The organism is Citricoccus sp. (genome assembly GCF_035445025.1).
Taxonomy (GTDB): domain Bacteria; phylum Actinomycetota; class Actinomycetes; order Actinomycetales; family Micrococcaceae; genus Citricoccus.
In genome coordinates, this window is the sequence record NZ_DAOMPX010000048.1 from 1 (window position 1) to 17,888 (window position 17,888).

Annotated in this window: 16 protein-coding genes, 1 tRNA gene and 1 pseudogene; 11 read left to right on the plus strand and 7 right to left on the minus strand. The window is 70.5% G+C overall.

Features of this window, described 5'->3' with window-relative positions; translation table 11 throughout:
• On the minus strand, nucleotides 1–406 hold a 406-nt coding region (locus PLJ28_RS12560; RefSeq protein ID WP_324590194.1), incomplete at its 3' end, for a molybdopterin-binding protein.
• Between the two features lie 96 nt (nucleotides 407–502).
• Between PLJ28_RS12560 and PLJ28_RS12565 the strand changes: the two are divergent.
• Together PLJ28_RS12565 and PLJ28_RS12570 are read left to right on the plus strand one after the other, a co-directional pair.
• Nucleotides 503–928: pseudogene (locus PLJ28_RS12565) on the plus strand (OsmC family protein); the annotation flags it as partial.
• 147 nt (nucleotides 929–1,075) lie between these two features.
• On the plus strand, nucleotides 1,076–1,549 hold the full coding sequence (locus tag PLJ28_RS12570; protein WP_298045161.1) for a globin: 474 nt from the start codon (nucleotides 1,076–1,078) through the stop codon (nucleotides 1,547–1,549).
• 12 nt (nucleotides 1,550–1,561) lie between these two features.
• Here PLJ28_RS12570 and PLJ28_RS12575 read toward each other — a convergent pair whose 3' ends face one another.
• Nucleotides 1,562–2,278, minus strand: coding sequence for a DUF8185 domain-containing protein (locus PLJ28_RS12575; RefSeq protein WP_298045154.1), 717 nt, complete (start codon nucleotides 2,276–2,278; stop codon nucleotides 1,562–1,564).
• Nucleotides 2,279–2,393: 115 nt separating this feature from the next.
• On the opposite strand from PLJ28_RS12575, the gene PLJ28_RS12580 reads away from it, so the two are divergent.
• From PLJ28_RS12580 to PLJ28_RS12595, 4 genes are all read left to right on the plus strand, one after another.
• Nucleotides 2,394–3,371, plus strand: coding sequence for an acyl-CoA thioesterase (locus PLJ28_RS12580; RefSeq protein WP_298045153.1), 978 nt, complete (start codon nucleotides 2,394–2,396; stop codon nucleotides 3,369–3,371).
• Between the two features lie 48 nt (nucleotides 3,372–3,419).
• A complete protein-coding gene (locus tag PLJ28_RS12585; protein ID WP_298045152.1) occupies nucleotides 3,420–4,259 on the plus strand; it encodes an N-formylglutamate amidohydrolase in 840 nt (279 codons plus the stop codon).
• Nucleotides 4,256–5,626 carry a peptidase MATCAP family protein gene (locus PLJ28_RS12590; protein WP_298045151.1) on the plus strand — a complete coding sequence of 457 codons (1,371 nt, stop codon included), beginning with the start codon at nucleotides 4,256–4,258 and terminating at the stop codon, nucleotides 5,624–5,626. Before PLJ28_RS12585 ends, PLJ28_RS12590 begins: the two co-directional genes overlap by 4 nt.
• Before the next feature lie 61 nt (nucleotides 5,627–5,687).
• Complete coding sequence (locus PLJ28_RS12595) at nucleotides 5,688–6,731, plus strand: glutathione synthetase (protein ID WP_298045150.1); 1,044 nt, start codon at nucleotides 5,688–5,690, stop codon at nucleotides 6,729–6,731.
• Nucleotides 6,732–6,809: 78 nt separating this feature from the next.
• Here PLJ28_RS12595 and ettA read toward each other — a convergent pair whose 3' ends face one another.
• Nucleotides 6,810–8,492 (minus strand): energy-dependent translational throttle protein EttA, encoded by a 1,683-nt coding sequence (ettA, locus tag PLJ28_RS12600; protein WP_010144796.1) that lies wholly within the window; start codon nucleotides 8,490–8,492, stop codon nucleotides 6,810–6,812.
• A 77-nt stretch (nucleotides 8,493–8,569) separates the two neighbouring features.
• Nucleotides 8,570–9,115, minus strand: a complete 546-nt coding sequence (gene ssb, locus PLJ28_RS12605; RefSeq protein ID WP_183525198.1) for a single-stranded DNA-binding protein — start codon at nucleotides 9,113–9,115, stop codon at nucleotides 8,570–8,572.
• A gap of 210 nt (nucleotides 9,116–9,325) precedes the next feature.
• On the opposite strand from ssb, the gene PLJ28_RS12610 reads away from it, so the two are divergent.
• From PLJ28_RS12610 to PLJ28_RS12620, 3 genes are all read left to right on the plus strand, one after another.
• Nucleotides 9,326–9,401: transfer RNA gene (locus tag PLJ28_RS12610), tRNA-Arg, on the plus strand.
• Nucleotides 9,402–9,449: 48 nt separating this feature from the next.
• Nucleotides 9,450–11,087, plus strand: a complete 1,638-nt coding sequence (locus PLJ28_RS12615; RefSeq protein WP_298045149.1) for a DUF2079 domain-containing protein — start codon at nucleotides 9,450–9,452, stop codon at nucleotides 11,085–11,087.
• Between the two features lie 123 nt (nucleotides 11,088–11,210).
• On the plus strand, nucleotides 11,211–11,816 hold the full coding sequence (locus PLJ28_RS12620) for a flavodoxin domain-containing protein (protein ID WP_298045148.1): 606 nt from the start codon (nucleotides 11,211–11,213) through the stop codon (nucleotides 11,814–11,816).
• A gap of 57 nt (nucleotides 11,817–11,873) precedes the next feature.
• Here PLJ28_RS12620 and PLJ28_RS12625 read toward each other — a convergent pair whose 3' ends face one another.
• From PLJ28_RS12625 to PLJ28_RS12635, 3 genes are all read right to left on the minus strand, one after another.
• Nucleotides 11,874–12,620 carry a GAF and ANTAR domain-containing protein gene (locus PLJ28_RS12625; protein WP_324590195.1) on the minus strand — a complete coding sequence of 249 codons (747 nt, stop codon included), beginning with the start codon at nucleotides 12,618–12,620 and terminating at the stop codon, nucleotides 11,874–11,876.
• Between the two features lie 189 nt (nucleotides 12,621–12,809).
• Nucleotides 12,810–13,718 (minus strand): bifunctional methylenetetrahydrofolate dehydrogenase/methenyltetrahydrofolate cyclohydrolase, encoded by a 909-nt coding sequence (locus PLJ28_RS12630; RefSeq protein WP_298045146.1) that lies wholly within the window; start codon nucleotides 13,716–13,718, stop codon nucleotides 12,810–12,812.
• Nucleotides 13,719–13,806: 88 nt separating this feature from the next.
• Nucleotides 13,807–16,311 (minus strand): GcvT family protein, encoded by a 2,505-nt coding sequence (locus PLJ28_RS12635; RefSeq protein ID WP_183525190.1) that lies wholly within the window; start codon nucleotides 16,309–16,311, stop codon nucleotides 13,807–13,809.
• Nucleotides 16,312–16,754: 443 nt separating this feature from the next.
• On the opposite strand from PLJ28_RS12635, the gene PLJ28_RS12640 reads away from it, so the two are divergent.
• Both PLJ28_RS12640 and PLJ28_RS12645 read left to right on the plus strand, forming a co-directional pair.
• Nucleotides 16,755–17,408 carry a GntR family transcriptional regulator gene (locus PLJ28_RS12640; RefSeq protein ID WP_183525187.1) on the plus strand — a complete coding sequence of 218 codons (654 nt, stop codon included), beginning with the start codon at nucleotides 16,755–16,757 and terminating at the stop codon, nucleotides 17,406–17,408.
• Nucleotides 17,409–17,495: 87 nt separating this feature from the next.
• A partial coding sequence (locus PLJ28_RS12645; protein WP_502877089.1) for a formyltetrahydrofolate deformylase occupies nucleotides 17,496–17,888 on the plus strand: 393 nt, incomplete at its 3' end.

Sequence of the window (17,888 nt, forward strand, 5' to 3'; positions counted from 1 at the left end):
TGCAGATGGGCGCCAGGATCGCGCCGACCTCACGGCCGCCGTCGGTGACGACCCCGGCCACGCCGCGCGAGAGCACCGCGGCCGGTGTCTGCTGGCGACCCGCACTGCGCAGCAGCTCCGGGATGCCGGGCAGGTGCCGGGTGATCAGCGGGGTCACGGCCTCGGGCGTGCGGTCCCGCGGGCCGACCCCGGTCCCGCCGAGGGTGAGCACCACGCGTGCCCCGCCGAGGCAGGCCGCGGCGACGGCCTCGCCCACCGGCACGTCGCCGTCGGGAACCACGCGGTGGTCCAGCGGCCAGTCCGGCAGCGCCTCGGACAGCAGGGCGCGGACCGCCGCGCCGGCCGTGTCCTCAGCGGTCCCGGCCGACACCCGATCGGAGACCGTGAGGAGGTGAATCGTGTGCATGCTGCCTCCCAGGTCGCCAGTCTACGGAGGTCGTCAATGCGACGGGACCGTGGCCCGGAATCCGGCGGCCCAGTCCGGGGGCGGTAGCGTGGAAGGGTGGAACACACCTTCTCATTGCGCGCCGAATGGACCGGGAACCGGGGCACCGGGACCTCCGGATACAAGGACTACGCCCGCGACCTGGTCATCCAGGCCGAGGGACCCGGAGAACTGTCCGGATCGGCCGCCCGCGCCTTCCACGGTGACGAGGAGCGGTGGAACCCGGAGCAGTTGCTGCTGGCGGCGCTCGCGGAGTGCCACCTGCTGTCCTACATGCAGGCGGCCACCGCCGCGGGGATCGTGGTCACCGGAGCCTCCTGCCGCGCCGAGTGCGTGCTCACCTTCGGGCCCGACGGCGGTTCGGTCACCTCCGCGACCCTGTCCCCCGAGATCTGGCTCGCCGACGAGTCCCAGCGTGACGCGGCCGAGGCCCTGCACGCGAGGGCCCACGAGCAGTGCTTCATCGCCCGCTCGGTGAACTTCCCGGTGGAGATCGTCCCGCAGCAGGTCCGGCAGATGCGCCACCTGCCGGACTTCGGCAGTCGGCTCGGAGCGCCGATCGCCGTGCTCACGCCGCGTCAGGGCAAGGCACCCAGCCGGGTGACCGGCCTGGAGAACCGGCCCGGGATGATGCCGGCGCCCACGCCTCCCGCGGCGACTCCCCCCGCGGCGGCCACCGGGCCGGCGTCGGGAGCGGGTGCCGCGTCGGCCCCCGGAGGGGCGCAACCGGAGAACGCCTCGTTCTACGACCAGGTGGGCGGGCACCAGACCTTCGCGAAGCTGGCCCGCGTGTTCTACGAGGGCGTGGCCGAGGACCCGGGGTTCCGTGCGATGTACCCCGAGGAGGACCTCGGCCCGGCCGAGGACCGGTTGCGGATGTTCCTGGAGCAGTACTGGGGCGGTCCGCGCACCTACGGCGAGCAGCGCGGCCACCCCAGGCTGCGCATGCGCCACGCGCCCTTCACGATCGACTTCGCGGCCCGGGACGCCTGGCTGCGGCACATGCGGGTGGCCGTGGACTCCCTGGAGCTGGCCCCGCTGCACGAGCAGACCCTGTGGGACTACCTCGAGCGGGCCGCCCATTCCATGGTGAACTCCGTCTGAGGGGCCCGTCCCCTACAGGGCCATCGGCTGGCGGCACAGCACGAACCCGGCCGGGCTGGACAGCCGGACCCACGGGCCCGAGGTGTGGACCGTGGTGGTGCCCCCGGGGGTGAGGAAGCCCAGCCCGTGGGCGGCGAACGCGGCCCCGGCCGGCAGGAACCCGTCCCCGGCCTCCACGGAGGTGCCCCCGAGCAGCCGCCCCCACACGGCCGCGCGGGCCTGGGCGACCATCGAGGCCCCCGGGTCCTGCGGCAGTGCGGCCCCGAGCTCGCGGATCCCGTCCTGGGCAACCTGCTGGAGCTCGTCGTCCGCGACGGCGGCCACCGACGACCAGCCCGAGCGCGGCGGTGTCACGGCCGTCCACGGGGCGGCCTCGGTGACCGGGGGCAGGGTCAGGGCGGTGCGCGAGGTGGAGGTCATCCGGGCCAGGCGCTCCAGGACCGAGGACAACGGGTAGACCTCGTCCCAGCCGTCGGCGCCGGCCCGGTCCAGGCGGAAGGTCCGCAGGCCCAGCGCCACCGGCACGCGGTCCCCCAGCCCCCGGGGCTGCAGGACCGAGACCCATGCGGCCAGGACGGGGCCGACCACCTGCAGGCGCATCCCGGTGTCCGCCATGGTGCGGGCCCGGGTGGCATACCGCTCCAGGTCGGCGACGGCGTCGAGGTCCTCCAGGACGAGTTCCTGACCGGGCGCGGGCGTATCGGGTGCGGGCGTATCGGGGGCGGGCATGGCCCCCATTCTCCCATCGCCGGCCCGGGGTGAGGCCGGGGTGAGTGACAGGGATAGACTGGCGGGCAGGTTACCAACAGGTAGCCCTTCCTCGTCACGGTCGGAGGGACGGTCCATGGTGGCTGACAGGGTGCGGAGGCAACGGGGCAGGTTCCCCGAGGACCCCACGGAGGTGTTGCGCCAGGTCCTGACACTCACCGAGGACGGGCCCGATGAGGCGCGCGGGATCCGCTTCACCGGCCTCACCCCGCCCCAGGCCCGGGGACGGGTCTTCGGGGGCCAGGTGATGGCCCAGGCCCTGATGGCCGCGATCCGCACCGTCGACCCGGACCGGGCGATCCACTCGATGCACGGGTACTTCATCCGCCCCGGCGACGCCCTCAAGCCGATCTCCTTCGCGGTGGAGGACCTGCGCGACGGACGCTCGTTCTCGGTGCGCCGGGTGCAGGCGGAACAGGACGGCGTGACGATCCTGTCCCTGATCTGCTCGTTCCAGGAGCCGGCCCCGGGAATCGAGCACCAGTCCCCCATGCCCTCCGGGGTCCCGGACCCGGAATCGCTGCCGAGCACCTCCCAGCGCCTGGGCCACCTCCAGCATCCGGTGGCCCAGGAGTGGTCCTGGGCCCGCCCCTTCGACATCCGTCACGTGGACGCCCCGATCGAGGCCACCCCCGCCCGGGAGAGGGTGGCCACCAACATGGTGTGGATGAAGACGTTCTCCACCCTGGAGGGTGACGCGAACCTGCACCGCGCGGCGCTGGCCTACGTCTCGGACTACACCCTGCTCGAGCCGGTCCTGCGCCGTCACGGCCTGGCATGGGTCCGCCCCGGCATGAGCGTGGCGTCCCTGGACCATGCGATGTGGTGGCACCGGCCGGCCCGGGTGGACGAGTGGCTGCTCTACGTCCAGACCAGCCACTCCGCCCAGGGTGCCCGCGGCCTCAGCCACGGCCGGATCTACTCCCGCGAGGGTGAGCTGGTGGCCTCCGTGGCCCAGGAGGGCATGCTCCGGGTGCCCGCGGGCACCAAGTACCGGGTGCAGGGCGCCGTCCAGAACCTGTTCCTGAAGACCGCGTGGCGCCCCTCCCGATAAGCCATTACCCCCTGCCCCCGGGTACCCCTTGTGGTCTACCTTGAGGGCATGCACATGCACGCCGACATGGACACGGGCTCCGGACCGGACCGGATCCTCACCGTCGTGGGCTCCTGGGACACCCAGGTCGCCTACACGGCCGTGCACGCGGGCCATGACCTGCGGGAGGAGGTCCGGGACCTGATGGTGCTTGACGAGGCCGTCCGGTTCCGGGAGGAGGATCCCTATTCCGACCGGATCGGCGCCGGGATCGGCTCGGGCATGGTCATGCACCGGTCCAGGTTCGAGGCCGACCTCAACCGTCCCCGGAGCACCTGCGTCTGCGTCGTCCCGGAGCAGTGCTGGGGGCTCCGGGTCTGGCGGGACGGGCAACTGCCCCCGGACGTCGCCTGCCGGAGCCGGCAGGTCCACGACGCCTGGTTCGCCGAGCTCGAGCGCCGGGTCGCCCGGCTGGCGGCCCGGGGCCCGTTCGTGGTCTTCGACCTGCACACCTACAACCATCGCCGCGACGGTCCCGACGCCGCGCCCGCACCCCAGGAGGGCAACCCGGACGTCAACGTGGGCACCGGCACCCTGGACCGGCAGCCCTGGATCCCCGTGGTCGACGCGTTCATGGAGGCGCTGTCCGCACCGGTCATCCCGGCCACCGGGCGACGACTGGACGTGCGGGAGAACGTGCGGTTCTGGGGCCAGAACGAGGGACGCTGGGTCCACCGGCGGTTCCCCGACACCGCCTGCGTGCTCGCCCTGGAGTTCAAGAAGACCTTCATGGACGAATGGACCGGTGAGGTGGACGACGCCCACCTGGGCCAGCTGGCCGACGCCCTGGCCGCGACGGTGGCCCCGGTGGAGGCGGCATTGCGGGAGGTCTCGGTGCCGACGCCATGAGCAAGAAGACGGACAACAAGACCGGGAACAAGTCCGGCAACAAGGCTGCATCCAAGACCGGGAGCAAGACCGGGAGCACGTCCGGTCCCGCCTCGGATGCCAGGACGAGCGGGACGTCGGCCGGGACGCCGGGAGCTGCGAAGACGGCGCGGAAGATCACCGCCATCACTCTCGGCGACAGGACGGACGGCGTGCGGCCTCCCGGTGACCGGGACGGCATCACGGCATCTCTGCGCGACCGGGCGATCGATCACGAGCTGGCACTGGTCTCGCGGTCCTTCCGGTTCCTCCTGGACGTGACGCCCATGAACGTGGAGCAGGCCCGGGCGGAGTTCCTGGCCACCGGTGAACTGCCGGAGTTCCGGTACCGGACGCTGGAGGACGACCCGGACGTACTGCGTCAGGTGCTCAAGGACATGCCCATCCGGGACGTGGACGACCCCGTCCTCGGCACGCTGTTGCGTGAGAAGCACCGCGAGCTGGGCCTGCAGATCGAGATGCTCGAGGCGCGGGACACCGCGGATTTCATGCCCCTCAGCATCGAACTGTACGGAGCCATCACCCCGGCGTTGCGGCAGATCGCCGATCGCCTCATGAGCACGGTGACTGTGCCGGAGGGCGCCGGGAAGAGCCTGGATGCGCACGAGGTGCTGACGCTGGCCCAGGAGGAGATCGACTACTACCGGGAGCAGGATGCCGACATCGAGATGCACGCCGAGATCCGCAAGGACGTCTCCGGCGTGATGGTCTCCGGGGAGTCCCTGATCCTGGGTCCGCAGTCCAAGGTCCAGAAGGTCCGCGCCCACGCCCTGATGCAGCACGAGGTCGGCACCCATCTGGTCACCCAGGTCAACGGGGCCACCCAGCCCATCAAGGTGATGGGCACGGGGTTGTCCGGGTACGACGAGACCCAGGAGGGCCTTGCCGTGCTGGCCGAGGTGGCCAGCGGTGGACTGACCGCCTTCCGCCTGCGTCAGCTGGCCACCCGGATCATCACGGTGCACCGCATGGTCACCGGCGCCAGTTTCCGGGACGCGCACGACGCGCTCGTGGAGGAGGGGGTCCCCGCCTCCTCGGCCTTCACCACGACCATGCGTGCCTTCCGGTCCGGTGGCCTGACCAAGGACGCCATCTACCTGCGCGGCGTGCTCGACCTGATCGAGCACCTGCGCGCCGGCGGGACCCTGGACCTGTTGCTGCTGGGCAAGTTCTCGCTGCAGGACCTGCCCCTGGTGACCGACCTGAGGGACCGTGGCGTCCTGCAGCCACCCCGGCTCCAGCCGCGCTGGCTGACCGAGAGGGACTGCATCGAGCGGTTGGACCGGCTGGCGGACCTGGATGATCCGGCCGACCTGGTGAACCGTTGAGGACCCTCGGCCGGCCCGGCCGAAGGCGACCCCACTCGCTGTACCTGTTGATCGGAGGTCCATGAACATCGGATTCGTCGTCAACGACGTCGCCACCGAGAAGTCCACGTACACCACGACGCGTCTGGCGATGGCCGCCACGCAACTGGGGCACGAGGCGCTGCTGACGGGTACCGGGGACTTCTCGTACGCACCGGACGGTACCCTCTCCGTGCGGGCCCACGGCACCGCGGCGAGGAATTACCGCTCGCTGGACCGGTACCTGGCGGACGTGCAGAAGCCCCGGTCCGCCCGCCAGGTCCCCATCCAGGACTTCGACGTGGTGATGCTGCGCAATGACCCCGCCGATGACGCGAAGGAGCGTCCGTGGGCCTCCACGGCGGCCGTGGCCTTCGGCCGGTTGTTCGCCGCCAACGGCGTCCTGGTGGTCAACGACCCGCTCACCCTGGCCGGTGCCCTGTCCAAGGCCTACTTCCAGCACTTCCCCGACGTCGTGCGCCCGAGGACGCTGATCTCCCGGGACCAGCAGATGATCTCGGAGTTCATCGACGAGATGAACGGCAAGGCGGTGCTCAAGCCCCTCCAGGGTTCGGGAGGCAAGGGCGTGTTCGTGGTGGACCGCAAGGAGGCCCCGAACCGGAACCAGATCGTGGAGGCCATCGCCCGGGACGGGTACGTCGTGGCGCAGGAGTACCTGCCCGAGGCCAAGGACGGGGACGTGCGGATGATGCTCATGAACGGCACGCCCCTCCAGGTCGGCGGGAAGTACGCGGCGTTCCGCCGTCGCACCGCCAGTGGAGAGGTGCGGTCGAACATGTCGGCCGGGGGAACCGCGGAGGCCGTGCGGGTCACCGAGGAGATGCTGTACCTGGCCGAGGTGGTCCGTCCGAAGCTCATCGCGGACGGCTTGTTCCTGGTCGGCCTGGACATGGTCGGTGACAAGCTCATGGAGATCAACGTGTTCTCCCCGGGCGGCCTCGGCTCGTGCCTGCGGCTCTACGGCAAGGACTTCGCCGCCGCCGTCATCCAGGACCTCGAGCGCAAGCTGAGGGTCCGGAGTCACTACACCGAGGACCTGTGCAACGCCCGGCTGGCCACGATCTGAGACCACGCACGACGGCGGCCCCCACCTCGGTGGTGGGGGCCGCCGTCGTCGGGCGTCCGGCGTGGTGCCGGGACCGGTTCAGTCGCGGGTGAGCTTGCGGTGCGTGACCCGGTGCGGGCGCGCCGCCTCGGGGCCGAGCCGCTCGACCTTGTTCGCCTCGTAGGACTCGAAGTTGCCCTCGAACCAGTACCAGTTCGCGGGGTCCTCCTCGGTGCCCTCGTAGGCCAGCATGTGCGTGGCCACCCGGTCCAGGAACCAGCGGTCGTGCGAGATGACCACGGCGCACCCCGGGAACTCCAGCAGGGCGTTCTCCAGCGAGGTCAGGGTCTCGACGTCGAGGTCGTTGGTGGGCTCGTCGAGCAGCAGCAGGTTGCCGCCCTCCTTGAGGGTCAGTGCCAGGTTCAGGCGGTTGCGCTCACCGCCGGAGAGCACCCCGGCCTTCTTCTGCTGGTCCGGGCCCTTGAAGCCGAACGCCGAGACGTAGGCCCGCGAGGGCATCTCGACCTGGCCGACCTTGATGTAGTCCAGGCCGTCGGAGACGACCTCCCAGAGGGACTTCTCCGGGTCGATGCCTCCGCGGGACTGGTCCACGTAGGAGATCTTCACGGACTCGCCGACCTTCAGGTCGCCGTCGTCGAGGGGCTCGACGCCCACGATGGTCTTGAACAGGGTGGTCTTGCCGACGCCGTTGGGCCCGATGATCCCGACGATGCCGTTGGGCGGCAGGGAGAAGGACAGGCCATCGATCAGCACGCGGTCGCCGAAGCCCTTCTTCAGGTTCTTCGCCTCGATGACCTGGGTGCCCAGGCGCGGCCCCGGCGGGATCTGGATCTCCTCGAAGTCCAGCTTCCGGGTCTTCTCGGCCTCGGCGGCCATCTCCTCGTAGCGGGCCAGACGGGCCTTCGACTTGGCCTGGCGGCCCTTGGCGTTGGAGCGGACCCAGTCCAGTTCCTCGCTGAGCCGCTTGGCCAGCTTGGCGTCCTTCTTGCCCTGGACCTCCAGGCGGGCGCGCTTCTTCTCCAGGTAGGTCGAGTAGTTGCCCTCGTACGGGTACAGCCGGCCGCGGTCGACCTCGGCGATCCACTCGGCCACGTGGTCGAGGAAGTACCGGTCGTGGGTGATGGCGATGACGGCGCCCGGGTAGGCGGACAGGTGCCCCTCGAGCCACTGGACGGACTCGGCGTCGAGGTGGTTGGTGGGCTCGTCGAGCAGCAGCAGGTCCGGCTTCTGCAGCAGCAGCTTGCACAGGGCCACGCGACGGCGCTCACCACCGGAGAGCTTGGTGACGTCCGCGTCGGGGTCGGGCAGCTGCAGGGCGTCCATGGCCTGATCGAGCTGGGAGTCGATGTCCCAGGCGTCGGCCGCGTCGATCTCCTCCTGGAGCTTGCCCATCTCCTCCATCAGGGAGTCGAAGTCGGCATCGGGATCGGCCATCTGCTCGGAGATCTCGTTGTAGCGCTGGATCTTGCCGAGGATCTCCCCGACGCCCTCCTGCACGTTCCCGAGCACGTCCTTCTCCTCGTTGAGCGGGGGCTCCTGCAGCAGGATGCCCACCGTGTAGCCGGGTGAGAGCCTGGCCTCGCCGTTGGAGGGCTGGTCCAGCCCCGCCATGATCTTCAGGATCGTGGACTTGCCCGCACCGTTGGGGCCGACCATGCCGATCTTCGCCCCCGGATAGAAGGACATCGTCACGTCGTCCAGGATCAGCTTGTCGCCCACTTTCTTGCGGGCCTTGACCATGGTGTAGATGAATTCCGCCATTCCTCAAGGCTAGTCGGTGGCCGCCGCATTTCCCGCATCGGCCGAAGGCGGCGGCCACCGCGTACAGTCCGGCCCGCTCAGGCGAGCGTCAGGTCCCGCTCCTGCCCGGGTACCTCCGCCTCGTCGGGAGCGTCCGGCCCGTCCTCCAGGACCTCGCCGGTCGACCGGTCGACGCGGGGCTCGTCGTCCTCGCCGAACGGTCCCTCGGCCGGGGCGTCACCGGCGTCGACAACCGGTCCGCCGGCGGCGGTTGCGTCGCCCGTCCGCCCACTGGACCGGGAGAACCGGGCGGTGCCGAGGGTGAGGTCGTGGCCGATGGAGTCGGCCTCGATCTCGACGGCAGTCCCGGTCCGGTCCCCGGCCTCCCAGGGGCGGACCTTGAGCCGGCCGGTGATGATCACCGGCATGCCCTTGGCCAGGGAGGCCCCCGCGTTCAGGGCCAGCGCCCGGAACATGTTGATCGTGAACCAGTTGGTCTGCCCGTCGACCCAGGCGTTGGCCTCCCGGTCGAAGCGCCGGTCGGTGGCGGCCAGTCGGAAGTTGCCGACGGAGAAGCCTGCCTGGGCCATGCGGACCTGCGGATCGGTGGCCACGAAGCCACGGACGGTGATGTGTTCGCTCATGAGGGGGCCTTTCGGTGGACCGGCCGTGGCCGGCGAGTGAGCCGGCGTCGGCAAGTGGTCTCCGCCGCCGGGCCGGGCGTCATGCCCGGTCCTTCCCAGCACATCGCCCCGGCCGCGTCCCGCACAGGGGTCCCACCGGGGCCCGGGCACAACGCGCCGGTGACCCGTGACCTGTGGAGTTCCGTGCGGCCGGTAGAATGGCCGGGCCCAGCCCCAGTAGCTCAGTGGATAGAGCAGGAGCCTTCTAATCTCTTGGTCGGGGGTTCGACTCCCTCCTGGGGCGCCATGTGACCGGCGTGGACCGCGCGAAAGGTGGACTGTGCAGGATCCGACGATGAACGCCCGCCGCCTTCCCCGCTGGGTCATCGGCACCCAGCCGGACCGCCGGGACGGTGCGGACACCGTGGGACCCACCACCACCGCAGGCCAGTGGCTGCAGCTCGGGGCCGTGATGGCCGTGGCGGCCGTGCTCTACCTCGTCCACTCCTTCCTGCGCTTCCGCAATTTCGAGGCCAAGGGCTACGACCTCGGCATCTTCGACCAGGCGGTGCGCCAGTACGCCCTGTTCCGGGAGCCGATCGTCCCGGTCAAGGGTGTGGACTTCAACATCCTCGGCGACCACTTCCACCCGGTCCTGGCGTTGCTGGCCCCGCTGTACTGGATCTGGGACGACCCACGGGTGCTGAACATCGCCATGACGGCGCTCCTGGTCTCCACGGCCATTCCCGTCTATCTGTTCGCCCGCCGCCGGTTCTCCCACGTCATCGCGCTCACCGGCGCCGGGGCGATGCTCCTGTGGTGGCCGTTCCAGGCCATGGTCAACTGGGACTTCCACGAGATCGCCGTCGGGGTGCCGGTCATCGCCTGGGTCGTCTGGGCCATCGACGGCCGCCGGTACTGGCTGGCCACCGTGCTGGCCCTGACCCTGCTGTCCGTGCGCGAGGACATGGGCATCACCCTGCTGGCCATCGCGATGGTGCTGGCCGTCAAGCGCGCCTGGGTACCCGCCGTCGTCACCGCCGTTCTGGGCGTGGCCGGTTACGTCTTCGCCACCTCCGTGGTGATCCCCCGTTTCTCCCCGGAGGGCGAATTCGGCTACTGGCAGTTCACCGCGCTGGGGCCGGACATGGGGTCCTCGATCGCCTTCATGCTCACCCAGCCCCTCGACGCGTTCGCGGTGCTCTTCGACCACCCGCTGAAGGTCGCCCTGTGGCTGCTGCACTTCGTGGCGTTGTGGCTGCTGCCGCTCTTGTCCCCCTACACGCTGATCGGCATGCCGATCCTGGCCTCCCGGTTGTTCAACGACCGGCTCAACGTGTGGAGCCCGGTCTACCAGTACGACGCGATCCTGGCGCCGGTCTTCCTCATGGCCGCGCTGGAGGCGCTGGCGCGCATCGGGGCCTGGCGGCACGCCCGGCAGGTGCGCGCGTCCGGTCCCCCGGAACCCCCGTCCGGTCACGACGACGGCGCCCTCGCCTCGGGCGCCGGCAGTCACCGGCTGCCCCGGGCCGCGGGGGCGGGTGTACGCGGTTGGCGGGTGCCGGCCGTCTTCGTGTCCGTCCTGCTGGGCTGCGGGGTGATCGGCACCGTGCTCTTCCCGCAGGTCTTCCCGTTCCAGCGCACCGTCACCGGGGACACCTGGCAACGGACCGAGTGGGCGCGGGCCCTGGATCGCGCCGTGGGGATGATCCCGGACGACGTGTGCATCGAGGCGGCGGACAACGCGGTGCCGCACCTGGTGGACCGCACCTACGTCGGCCTGCACGGGGACATCGGCGATGACCTGGCGACCTGGATGATCATCGACACCACGGTCGAGGAGCTCGGTGGCTGGGACCCGCTGACCCCGGACCAGGCCCTGGAGCGTGCCGAGCGGCTCGGCTACGGGGTGGTCAGCGAGGACGACCACGGCATCTGGGTGCTGCACCGCGACCGGCCGGTGGATCCGGTGTGCGCGGACTACGTGCCGTAGCACCGGCGCGGGACGGGCGCGCCGTACCGTGCGGTTGATCAGGGCTTTCCGTGCCCGACGACCCCGGCCTACCCTCGGGGCGAGGAGTTCGAGCCCGCACCCCCTAGCGCGAGGACGTCCACCGTGGAATCTGCACACCCCGCACGCCGTCGGGCCGTCCCCGGCGGGCAGGGAGCACCGGAGGAGGCAGCGCCGCGGGTGCTGGTCGGATATGCCAGCGCCCACGGCTCCACGGCCGAGATCGGCCAGCGCATCGCCGAGGTGCTCGGACGCGCCGGGCTGAGGGTGGAGGTGCTGCCGCTGCAGCAGGCCCCGAGCCCGGAGGGGTATGCGGCCGTGGTGCTGGGCAGCGCCATCCACCAGCAGGAGTGGTTGCCGACGGCCGCCGGGTACATCACCCGCCATGCCCACGCCCTGCGAGCGCGTCCGGTGTGGTTGTTCAGCGTGGGCATGACCTCGGCCCTGCCCCGCTGGATCCGCCGGAGCGCCCGCGCCGGCCAGGACCGACGTCTGGCCCAGGCGCTGCGGGACCAGGCAGCTCCCCGCGGACACCTGCTGGTGTCGGGAGTGGTCACCCCCGGGCAATTCCCCCGATGGGTCAGAACCCTGTTCCGGGTGTTCGGCGCGCAGTTCGGCGACTACCGTGACTGGGCCCGCATCGAGGCCTGGGCGCAGGGCATCGCCGGGAGCCTGACGGCCGTTCCCCCGACGCACGCCTCCGGCCCCTGAGGTCGTCGAGGCCACGGGTCATCCGGTGCGGTGAGGATCCCTGTCCCATCGCGAGGGTCACCCGGGCGGAGGGAGACCGGGGTCGGCCGCGGCGGCGGCGATGATCTCCTCGGCGCGTTCCCGCACGGGGACGCCCCGCTGCCGGCTGGATTCGCGGAGCACCTGGAACGCCTGCTCTGGGCCGCACGCATGTCTGCTCATCAGCACGCCCGTGGCCTGATCGATCACGGTGTGCCTGGTCGGGGCCGGTGGCCCGTGTTCCAGCAGGTCGGGGCGACGCAACAGCCTGACGGCCAGTTCCAGCGCCCGTGACGCCTCGGCGGCGAAGCGCTTGCCCTCCATCAGTTCACGCTGGCCGAAGGCGTACGGCTGGTTGGAGTACAGGTTGAGCGCGCCCACGGCGGAGTCCCCGCCGTGCAGTGGCAGTGACAACGTCGAGAGTGCCCCCAGGGACACGGCACCCTCCCGGTAGGTGTCGAACCGGTGCTCGGTGGTGAGGTTGTCGACGAGGACGACCTGGTTGGTGCGCAGTGCGGTCAGGCACGGGCCCTCGTCGTACCGGTACTGGATCTCATCGAACCGGTAGGTGTCATCCTCGCTGCTGGCCACTGTCGCCGGATGCCCCTCGCGCACGACCGTGACGCCGACGAAGACGTCGGGGCCGAGAACGTCGGCAGCGGCATTCACCAGGGCCTGCAGGAAGCCCTCGAAGTGCTCGGTCGCCAGAACCTGTCCCCGCGCCCTGAGCGCGTGACCGGAGTCATCCTCCCCGGCGGGGTGGGTCGCGGCGCTCTGCTCAGTCATCATGACACCGGGAATCCCGGGGGTGTGAGCCCCGCGTTCGACAGCAGCGGAGGCGGCGCTCCCATGACACGCCTGGAGGGACTCCGACCGAACGATATTGGCACGGCAGGGCTCCCGCGACCAATACTCCTTCGACCGTCCCCCGGTGGTGGCTGGCGGGACGACACCGTGCAGGTGGATTCAGCCCGGTCAGGGCCTTGCCGCGGCCGCGGGAACCCTGGTAGCGGCCTGGCGCTCGGCGGCCTCGACGACGTTGGCGACCAGCATCACCCGGGTCATCGGACCGACCCCGCCGGGGTTGGGCGAGACCCACGAGGCCACCTCGGCCACGGCGGGCTCCACGTCGCCCACGGTGCGCTGACGCCCGTCCGCGTCAACCGTCAGCGAGACACCGACGTCCAGCACGATCGCTCCCGGCGCGACGTCCTCCTTCCGCACCATGTGCGCCGAACCGGCCGCGGCGATGACGACGTCGGCGCGGGAGAGTTCCCCGCGGAGGTCCTGCGTCCCGGTGTGCGCCAGCGTCACGGTGGCGTTGACGTCCTTGCGGGTCAGCACCAGCCCGGCCGGCCGGCCGATGGTCACGCCCCGGCCGATGACCAGGACCCGTCGGCCGGACAGGTCGATCCCGTGATGTCGCAGCAGCTCCACGCAACCGGCCGGCGTGCACGGCAGGGGGGACTCCAGCTGCCCGGAGACCGAGGCCACGAGACGGCCCAGGTTCACCGGGTGCAGTCCGTCCGCGTCCTTGTCCGGGGCGATCCGTTCCAGCACCCGCTGCGTGTCGATGTGCGGGGGCAGCGGCAGCTGGACGATGTATCCGGTGCAGTCCGGGTCCTGGTTGAGCTCGTCCAGCACCGCGAGCAGTTCTTCCTCCGTGACCGACTCCGGCAGGTCCCGGCGGATGGAGGCCACACCGACCTCGGCGCAGTCCCGGTGCTTGCCGGCCACGTAGGACCGCGATCCCGGATCCTCACCCACCAGCACCGTGCCCAGTCCGGGGACGAGGCCGTGCTCGGCCAGCCTGGCCACCCGCGCGGCCAGGTCCTTCTTCATCGCGGCGGCCGTCGCGCGGCCGTCCAGTACTCGGGCAGTCATGTCATGGGCCTCTCGAGGTCGTCCGTAGGGATGGGCGGGCCCGGTGGTACCGGGCCCGCCCACGTGCCAGCCCGTCGGCCGGCGTGGGTCAGGAACGCAGCTTCTCCATCGCCGGGTCCACGAGGGGTTCCTCGCTGATGGTGGCCGTGACCTCCCGGTCGAAGGTGCGGACGGTGACCTGGTCACCGACCGCCAGGTCCTCCGGGACCCACGCCAGGGCGATGGGCCGGTGCACGGTGTAGCCGAAGTCGGCGCTGGTGACGAAGCCGGCCGGCGTGCCGTCCACCAGGACCGGTTCGTGCCTGCCGGTGAGCACCGTGGTCCCGTCGTCCACGGTGAGGCAGCGCAGGGCCCGGCCCTGACCGGAGCCAGCCAGTCCGGCCCTCTCGGCCAGGGCCCGGGCGCCCACGTAACCCACCTTGTCCTTCTTGACGGCGAAGCCGAGGCCTGCCTGGTCGGGGTAGTGCCCGGTGTGCACGTCCGTGCCCCAGGACCGGTACCCCTTCTCCAGCCGCAGGCTGTTGAAGGCCCCCCGCCCGGCGGCGATGATCCCGTGGGCGGCACCGGCCTCCCAGAGGGCATCCCACAGCCGCGCCCCGTCCTCGGCGGCGGCGTAGATCTCCCATCCCAGCTCCCCCACGTAGGAGAGCCGGAGCAGGCGGACCGGGATCCCGGCGATCTGGGTCTCCACGCCCTGGAAGTACCGCAGGCCCTCGTTGGTGAGGTCCTGGTCGGTCAGCGGCTGGAGCACCGTGCGGGCGTTGGGGCCCCACAGGCCGATGCAGCAGGTGGCGTCGGTGATGTCCTCGACCGTCACCGGGCACTCCGGGTGGGCTTCGGTGAACCTCCGGGCCTGGACGGCCAGGTAGTTCGCGTCGATCCCGCCGTTGATGCCGGCCATGAACCGCTCCGGGCCGAACCGGGCCACGGTGATGTCACTGCGGATGCCCCCGGCGTCGTCCAGCATCAGCGTGTAGGCCACGGCGCCGACCTTCCGCCGCATGTTCCCGGTGGTCAGGGTGTCCAGGAAGGACTCCGCACCCTCACCGGTGATGTCCACCCGGCGCAGGGCGGTCATGTCGTACATCGCCACGTTGGTCCGGGTGGCGTGGGCCTCCGCCGCGCTGATGGGCGAGTAGTACTGACCGGACCAGGCGTCACGCTGGGGCGGCAGCCACTCGTCCGGCAGGTTCTCCAGCAGGGACGCGTTCGCCTCGTACCACTGCGGGCGCTCCCAGCCGGACGCCTCCAGGAAGAACGCCCCCAGCTCCTGCTGCCGCTCGAAGAACGGGGAGAGCCGGAGGTTCCGCGGGGAGTCCTTGGGCTGCAGGGGGTGCTTGATGTGATAGACCTCGACGAAGCTCTGGGCGGAGGTCTCCTGGATGTAGTCCTGCTCGAGCTGGACCTTCTCGAAGCGGTGCAGGTCCATCTCCCGCAGGTCGGCGTCGCTGTGACCGTCCACGATCACCTGGGCCAGGGCACGGGCCACGCCGGCCGAATGGGTGACCCAGACCGCCTCGGCCACGTACAGGCCGGACACGTTCGAGGCCTCGCCCACGAGGGAGTTGCCGTCCGGCGTGAAGGAGAAGATGCCGTTGAAGGCATCCTCCACGCTCGTCTGTCCCAGCTCGGGCAGCAGCCGCCGGCTGTCGTCCCAGGCGGGGGCGAAGTCCTCGGGGGTGAACTGGAGCCGGGAGGGCATCCGGTCGTTCTCGACGTCGACCTCCTGCGGCATCTCGTCGTAACGCACCGGGATGGGGCGGTGCCCATAGGAGCCGATACCGATCCGGGACCCGTGCTGACGGAAGTAGAGGTTGTCCTCCTGGAGCCGCAGGATGGGCAACCGGGCATTGTTGCCCGTGCCCACTGCCTCCTCCGTCTCGCCCCGCAGGGACGGCAGTGAGGTGGTCCGGACATACTGGTGGGCCATCGGCACCAGGGGAATGGTCATCCCGGCCATCTCCCCCAGCTCCGGTCCCCAGAAACCACCGGCGCAGATCACGATGTCCGCGGGGACGAACTCATCCCCGCACCTGACCCCGGTGACCTGCCCGGAGGACTCCTCGATCCCCGTGACCAGCGTGTTCTCCCGGAACACCGCACCGCGGGACTCGGCCCGCTGGCGCAGCAGCTCGACCGCCAGCAGGGAGGACGCCAGCCCGTCCGTGGGCACGTACAACCCGCCCAGCAGCAGGCTCTCATCCACCAGGGGGTGCAGCTGCTTGGCCTCCGCGGCGTCCACGACCCGAGACTCCACGCCCCAGCAGGCGTTGAAGTTGTTCCGGCGGTGCAGTTCGGCCAGCCGCTCGGGCGTGGTGGCAACCTCGAGCCCGCCCACGGGGTTGAACGCGGCCGCGCCGTCCTTGACCAGGCCGAGGAGTTTGCTCCCCGTATAGGCCGCGAGCTCGGAGAGCAGTTCCGAGGGGGTGGACTGGAAGACCAGCCCTGGAGCATGTGAGGTCGAGCCACCCGTGGAGGGGATGGGCCCGCGGTCCAGGACGGTGAGATCCGTCCAGCCCCGCTGGGTGAGTTCATCGGCCAGGTTGGCTCCGACGATGCCGGCTCCGATGACCACGACGCGCGGAGATTCCATGGTGGTGTCCAATCCTTCGGTCCCCGAGGGGATGCCATACACAAGTCATATATGAGCAACGTAGTGACACGCCTCACGTTCCGTCAAGGGGCAAAATCAGGCTGGGTGAACCTCTTGCGCGGCGGTGTGATGTGGGTTACGTTCTTCGGCATCCGTCATATATGTGTTGCATGTGGCTCTCATACGACCGTGCTCCTCGTGGCGAGCTTCCTATTGTTCGGCCTCACGGCGTCCGTCGCCTAAGGCCCCGAGACCAAGGAGAAGTCCCTCGCATGAGCGTCCCGCTGTCCATCACCCACGCGGCGTCACCCCTCGGGACGCCCCCGGCGCCCCTCGGCGGACCCGCCGGTGAACCCTCACCGGCGCCACGGCCATCATCCCGGCGGCCGGCCTCGATCCTCCTAGGCTCTATCCCACACGTGGAGATGGCCCAAGGAGCGTCGATGCACACCGTCGAGAAATCACCCAAGCGAACCACCCTGGCAGAGCGCGCGTACCAGGAGATCCGCACCCGGATCATCGACAACCGGCTCGCACCCGGGTCCCCCCTCGACGAGGAAGCGCTGATGGCCGAGTTGTCCATCGGCCGGACGCCGTTGCGCGAGGCCGTCAAGAGACTGGAATCGGAACGCCTCCTGACCATCTACTCACATCGGGGAACCTTCGTTCCCGAGGTCACCATCCGCGACCTGCGGGAGATCTCCGACGCCCGCAGGCTGCTGGAGGGCTATGCCGCCCGGCGGGCCGCACTGTCCGCCACGGAGGCGGACCGGCGGGACCTCGAGGCCTGCCTGATGGACGTGCAGTCACTGGAGCCGGGATCCTCCTCCGACCTCATGCAGGTCGATGCGCGGATCCACGAGTCGATCTACCGCGCCATGGGCAACCGCTACATCGAGGAGAGCCTCATCCAGTACTTCTCCCTGTCCATGCGGATGTGGAATCACGTCCTGCCCCGCCTGGGCACCATGGAACCCCACGTGCAGGAGCACGTGGACCTGATCCGGTCCGTCCTCGACGGGGACGCCCAGGAAGCAGAGCGCCTCGCCGCGGATCACGTGACCCATTTCGAGGACATGGTGATCGCCGCCCTCTGAGGACCGCCCAGCGGCCCTCACCCCTCACCGCCCCACCAGCTACCGGAGGCCACCCGGCCTTCCCTCACGAATAAGGTGACACGCCCCATGACCAGCACCACCACGACCGCCACGGTCCCCGCTCCCCTGCGTTCCGGGACGCGCCCCGCCTCCCCCGGCCTGGTGCTCACCCTGTCCTGCACCAACCAGAAGGGCATCGTGCACGCCGTCTCCGGCGCCCTGCTGGACGTCGACGCGTACATCACCTCTTCTCAGCAGTTCGACTCCCCCGACACCGGCACCTTCTTCATGCGCGTCGAGTTCACGACCGACACCGCCCTGACCGCCGTCCAGGACGCCCTGGCCCCGATCCGGGACCGGTTCAGCATGGACCTGCACCTGCACGAGGCGACCACCAAGACCCGCACCCTGGTCATGTGCTCCACGGACGGGCGCACCCTCAACGACCTGCTGTTCCAGCACCGGACCGGCACGCTGCCG